Origin of the sequence: Luteibacter sp. (genome assembly GCF_051958795.1) — a bacterium.
GTDB lineage: Bacteria > Pseudomonadota > Gammaproteobacteria > Xanthomonadales > Rhodanobacteraceae > Luteibacter.
In genome coordinates this window covers 1-3951 of the sequence record NZ_JBQCFT010000368.1, presented here as the reverse complement: position 1 = coordinate 3951, position 3951 = coordinate 1, and the positions used below count along the sequence as shown (strand labels likewise).

Below are 3951 nucleotides of genomic sequence, written 5' to 3'. Positions count from 1 at the left end.
CGCGGTGAGCGTGGGAATCGGCAGGCCCGGCAGCAGGCGGGTGATCGCGGGCAACGCCTCGCGCGAGGCCTGCATGAGGATCAGGCGCGAGTCGCGCACCTGGATCACGCCATCCAGCCGCCGGAGCAGCAATTCAGCGATTTCGCCGCGCTCATCGCTGGGCAACACACGGTGGCCCGCGAGCACGGCTTCGCTCTCGACGATCACCGCCGCCTCGCGCAGCTGGTTGGCCACGAGCGTGGCGCCACTGGACACAAGGTCACATATGGCATCGGCCGTGCCGAGGCGCGGCGCGATTTCCACGGAGCCGGCGAGGAAAACGACTTTGGCGTCCACGTTGTGCGTGCGCAGCCAGTCGCCGAGCAGGCCGGGGTATGAGGTCGCGATGCGCTGGCCGTGCAGCTGGGCCGGGTTATCGTACGGTTCGTCGTGCGGCAGCGCGATCGAAAGCCGGCAGCTACCGAAACCCAGGGGGCGCAGTTCATCCAGGCCGCTGCCTGCTTCCGGGTTGGAGAGCTGGAACTCGCGCAGCACGTTACGGCCGACGATGCCGAGGTCGCAGACGCCTTCGGCGATCAGGCCGGGGATATCGTCATCGCGCACCAGCAGCAGGTCGACCGGTTCACCCTCGCCGAAGCAGAACAGCTTGTCACGGCTCTGGCGGAATTTGAGGCCACAGCGCGCCAGCAGCTCCTGGGCCGGCTCGGTCAGGCGGCCGGACTTCTGCATGGCGATGCGCAGGCGATCACGTGGCTTCATGCGCCGGTCCCCTGATTGCGGCGGGCGGCGGCGGCCATGTAGCCCCCTGCCCCCTGGTTGAGGTAGCGGGCGACGCGCCCGATGGTGGTGATGCTGACCGCGGTCCGCTCGTGGATCTCCCGGTACGAACGGCCGTCGAGCAGGTAGGGCACCACCCGCCAGCGATCCACCATGACCTCGATCTCGGCCGGGGTGCACAGGTCGTGGAGGAAGGCCCGCATCTCATCGACCGTTGAGAGGCCGAGCAGCGCCTCGCACAGGCTGGTTTCAGCCGAGTCTGACGGGGTCTCGGGATCGAGGGAGCGTCGCTTCATAATGTACTAACGCGTTAATACGGTAGGTCATTGTAGGCCGACAACTACACAGTGGCAACTAATCAGAGAAATCGCCGACAGAAGATTGCGCTTTTGTTCCATATACCGCGGGTCGGGCGGTCGCCAAGATGACGGCTAAATCCCCTGGAGCCATGAGCCGCCGCATGACGATCCCCGTTGTCATCGCCGACGACCAGCCTGTCGTCGCCGCCGGAGTCGAAACCGTCCTCAAGAAGCACAGCTACCGCGTGGTCGCCTGCGTCAACGATACCGACACCCTTGTCGAGACCCTCGCCGATGTCGATGTCGAGGTCGTCGTCGCCGACCCCAACATGCCCGTGGGCCGGCATCCGGACGGCGTCAGCCTGGTCCGGCGGATCCGGACCATCCGCCCCGATGTGGGGATCGTCGTCATGAGCCGTCTCGATAACGTCGCCAACCTGCGCCTCATGCTCGACCTGGGTGTGGCCGCCCTGCTCGACAAACGCACCGCCCTGCGTGGCATCCCGGCGGCGGTGCACGCGGCGAGCATCGGGCGCAGGTTCCTCAGCCCCGCCGTGCGCAGGGCCTTCCGTGAAGTGGACGAGGCAAACGCGCGCCGCGACGCTCATGAACGCCTTACCCAGCGCGAGATCGCCGTGCTTCGCGCCTACGCGCGGGGACTGTCGCTGGCCGAGGTGGCGCGCCTGATGACCCGCAGCATCAAGACGATCAGCCGGCAGAAGCGCTCGGCCATGCTGAAGCTGGGGCTGCGGAACGATGCGCAGCTCTACCAGTACCTGGTGAACGTGCGCTCAGGCCTGGTCGAGAGCTTCCTGCTGGGCGAGGAACACGAGGCCGTGCTTGCCGCGGCCTGCGATCCCTGGGCGGATGAGGACGAAGCCTACGTCGAGACCCGACAGCAGACGGCCGCAGTGCAGGAGGACGCCGCGGTGCCCGAGGGCGCCGCGGCCAACGATGAGGCTTAAGCGTCGCCCGCGACAAGGCGGCCAGAGGCCACCAGCTCGCAGACAGCCCGCACGTCGCCATCCATCGCGCGGTCGCGCTGCATGAAGGCGATGTGCTCGCGAAGTGCTGCCAGGGCCTCGCGCACGGCAACGCCGCCGTGGAAGTCCTCGGCGCCCGCGAGTGCGCCCATCAGGGCGCGCACTTCCTTTTCGAACTGTGCGTAGTGCGGCGAATCCGTACGCGGCGCGCCGTTGATCTTCGACGCCAGCGCCTGCCAGTCGCCGCGCTTGGAGAGCGCGCGGGCCGCATTGAGCATGTCCTGACGGTATTCGAGCGCCTGCGCCGCCGTGTACAGCTCCATGGCCAGCACATGGCCGAGGTCTTCGGTCATTTCCAGCACGTGGCGCGCTTCGTTGGCGCCCATGGATACGTGGTCTTCGGCATTCGCACTCGTCGGCACCGAATACACCGATGCCGGGTGCGCGCGGGTCGCTAGGTCGTTGACCAGCGCCGCGGCGGTGTACTGCACGATCATGAACCCCGAATCGGTGGCGTCTTCGTTACCGATGAGGAACGCCGGCAGGCCATCGTTGTTCGCGGGATCCACGAGCTTCGCCGTGCGGCGCTCGGAGATCGAAGCGAGCACGGGGATCGCCGCCTTGACGTAGCTCATCGCCAGCGCGAGGGGCATGCCGTGGAAGTGGCCGGCGGAGATCACCTGGTCTTCGATGACCTCGGCGTTCTCGGCATCGGGGAACACCAGCGGGTTATCGGTAACGGCGTTGAGTTCCACATCGAACACGCGGCAAGCCTGCTCCCACGCATCACGGACGGCGCCATGCACCTGCGGCGCGCAGCGCAGGCAGTAGGCATCCTGCGGCTGGTGCTTCTTGCCGCCCTTGAACGGCAGGAAGCGCGAATAGAACGCCTCCTTGCCATGGCGCTGCGTCGCCGGGACCCAGTCCCAGCCGATGTCGAAACGGTAGGCCTGTTCGGCCGGCTCCGACCACGAATCCGACAGCCACGGGCGGAAGCGCGGCACCAGGTGGTAGGCGATGTCGGCGAGCGTGGAACCTTCGAGCAGGCGGCGGAACTCATTCGCCGCGGCGACCTGGCCCGGGTGCGGACGCAGCGCATGCACTTCTTCCGCGTACGCGCCGGTGCGGCCAGCGAACGCATCGAGGGTCATCGCTAGTGCGAGGTCGGCGGTCTTGATGAGGGTTTCGATCGAAGCCAGCGCCAGCACACCCGTCGCGAGCATCTGGGTGGTGCCGTTGTTTAGCGCGAGGCCCTCCTTGAAGGAGAGACGCACGGGTTCGAGGCCGGCACGCTTCAGCGCCTCGGCACCCGAGATGCGCTCACCTTCGTAGAACGCTTCGCCGCCGCCGAGCAGCACGATGGCGAGGTGCGAGAGCGGTGCGAGGTCGCCGCTGGCGCCCACCGAACCCTTCTCGGGGATCACCGGGATGACGTTGCGGTTGAGCAGCTCGGCCAGCGCACGGAGGGTCTCGACGCGGATGCCGGAATGGCCGCGCATCAGCGTGTTCACGCGGATGGCGAGCATGGCGCGGACCACGTCCACCGAGAACGGCTTACCCACGCACACGGCATGGGTGATGATCAGGTTGTGCTGCAGCTCTTCCATCAGCGTGCCATCGCGCGCCTCGGGGTTACCGCCCGGCAGCTCGTCACGCACGCGGTGCGCGCCGAGCAGTTTGTCGGCATTGCTGCCGAAGCCGGTGGTCACGCCGTAGATCGGCTCGCCGCCACCCACCTTCTCCGCGAGGAAGTCGGCAGCGCGCTTCACCTTGAGCAGCTGCTTCTCATCGAGCGTGATGGACGCGCCCTGGCGGGCGATGGCGACAACCTGGCCGCGCGTAAGGCTGCGGCCGTCGAGGAGGATGCTGCTGGTCATGGCGAACTACCGTTC

The 3951-nt window shown here is 67.3% G+C and carries 4 protein-coding genes; 1 reads left to right on the top strand and 3 read right to left on the bottom strand.

From position 1 onward, the window contains the following. Positions 1-759 (bottom strand): ATP phosphoribosyltransferase (gene hisG, locus ACTHLF_RS19580; RefSeq protein ID WP_440329647.1); only part of this gene is annotated, 759 nt, incomplete at its 3' end. Continuing rightward, positions 756-1073 carry a YerC/YecD family TrpR-related protein gene (locus tag ACTHLF_RS19575; RefSeq protein ID WP_440329645.1) on the bottom strand — a complete coding sequence of 106 codons (318 nt, stop codon included), beginning with the start codon at positions 1071-1073 and terminating at the stop codon, positions 756-758. The genes ACTHLF_RS19575 and hisG, both read right to left, overlap by 4 nt. A gap of 164 nt (positions 1074-1237) precedes the next feature. Here ACTHLF_RS19575 and ACTHLF_RS19570 point away from each other — a divergent pair, with 164 nt between their 5' ends. Next, positions 1238-2041, top strand: a complete 804-nt coding sequence (locus tag ACTHLF_RS19570) for a response regulator (RefSeq protein WP_440329643.1) — start codon at positions 1238-1240, stop codon at positions 2039-2041. On the opposite strand, the gene ACTHLF_RS19565 is transcribed toward ACTHLF_RS19570, so the two are convergent. Beyond that, complete coding sequence (locus ACTHLF_RS19565) at positions 2038-3936, bottom strand: HAL/PAL/TAL family ammonia-lyase (RefSeq protein WP_440329642.1); 1899 nt, start codon at positions 3934-3936, stop codon at positions 2038-2040. The two genes, ACTHLF_RS19570 and ACTHLF_RS19565, sit on opposite strands and share 4 nt — an antisense overlap. Positions 3937-3951 lie beyond the last annotated feature (15 nt).

What these genes read in the sequence shown, in the direction of transcription:
- ACTHLF_RS19575 (WP_440329645.1), bottom strand. Translation starts at nt 1,073, where the DNA reads ATGAAGCGACGCTCCCTCGATCCCGAGACCCCGTCAGACTCGGCTGAA.
- ACTHLF_RS19565 (WP_440329642.1), bottom strand. Translation starts at nt 3,936, where the DNA reads ATGACCAGCAGCATCCTCCTCGACGGCCGCAGCCTTACGCGCGGCCAG.
- ACTHLF_RS19570 (WP_440329643.1), top strand. Translation starts at nt 1,238, where the DNA reads ATGACGATCCCCGTTGTCATCGCCGACGACCAGCCTGTCGTCGCCGCC.